The organism is Tindallia californiensis (assembly GCF_900107405.1).
GTDB classification, from domain to species: domain Bacteria; phylum Bacillota; class Clostridia; order Peptostreptococcales; family Tindalliaceae; genus Tindallia; species Tindallia californiensis.
This window is the reverse complement of record NZ_FNPV01000023.1, coordinates 1-1,370: the sequence shown is the minus strand read 5'-3', so window position 1 is coordinate 1,370 and position 1,370 is coordinate 1. Positions and strand designations below refer to the sequence as shown.

Below are 1,370 nucleotides of genomic sequence, written 5' to 3'. Positions count from 1 at the left end.
CTACCCGCCTAACGGTTCAAGGCACTTCTATTCATGTGAACAGTGAGGGAGAGGTAGTGCATGGGTTTTCCGAGAAGGCTTCGGCCCCACTGGCCGCTGCTGAACTCCAAGGCCTAATGAGTTTTTCGGATGGTTCTCCAAGTGCTTCTAACACCCCGATTCGTATTAAATCTCTGGATGATTTTCAGAATTTTGATCAGTTTCGCGCTTTTCTAAAGGCTCTCGATAGTGGTGGTCTGCATTTTTCTGATGGAATAGCTGCTGTGGAAGTGGTTTATCGCCAAGGAAATTACGAAACCCTCCTTATTCATAAAGAGTTCCTTTTCTCACCAGTCGCTCGCGGAAAAGCACTTCAAACACGAGCACGTGATCGTTTGCGTATCGTTGTTCAGGAAAGAGGCACTTCAGGATGCTATGCTAGAGGTCCCTTAACCGGTGCTGTTTTTACTGTGCTTGAGGATGTGAATTATAGACACTCCGCCCTAGACATTAATCAGAATAAACAGAAATTAAGGGTATCGGAAGTACACCAAATACTCGCACATACTCCAAATCGCTTCACATCGTTTCCCACCACTGGCCTTAATCGTGCGACCTTCAGAAAAAGACATGGTCATGCCGTTAAACGAGTAGAAATGGTGCGTAGCATTGATTATGGTGCTTATGAAGGATATGTTAGCTCTTTAGAGGATATGATCTTGGATACTCCAATAGACAACCAATCGGATCTCTTTGTGGATTTTGTTCAATCGTTGTTTGCAGATCCTTCAGATCCTTCAAATCCAAAAACGACTTATTACCTCCCGCCGGTGATTTACACTAAAATGACCAGCGGTAATGTTACTCCTACTGTCCTCTACTATCTCACAAACTTTGGCTCTGACTGGGTAGGTCTTTTCCCCTACGGACAGTATGCTACGCTCGGATTAAAGGCAATCAATCAAGCGGTGAATCAAAAATTTAATCTTAATAGTAGTGTTCAATATACTAGTTCCGGGTCTATGGATCCATTCTTCCACTATGGGGAAAGCCTTGTTTCACAAGTGATCAACCGCCATAACAATGTCTTTACGCCAACACCTGATCAGGCAGGGAACATACGCAAGGGATTGGTCCAACAGGTGGGACTTCAGGTAGAGCAAGGTTATCTACAAAGAAGAGGCGATAGAATTTCCGTCGCCTTATCACTTCGTACAATACCAGATGATCTGTCGGAACTCATGGAATACTTTACGGAAGAGCAACAAGCGATGTTACTTGATAAAGACACTGGGCTTAAAATGCTACCGTACACAATCCATACAGATTACTCAATGGTTATTGGCGGCAAAGTTCATTATTTTAATAATACAGACCGCGGTGGTGCTAGC

Annotated in this window: 1 protein-coding gene; it reads left to right on the top strand. The window is 43.9% G+C overall.

Features of this window, described 5'->3' with window-relative positions:
- Positions 1-1,370: hypothetical protein (locus tag BLV55_RS14680; protein ID WP_176968438.1), on the top strand; the 1,370-nt coding region annotated here is incomplete at both ends.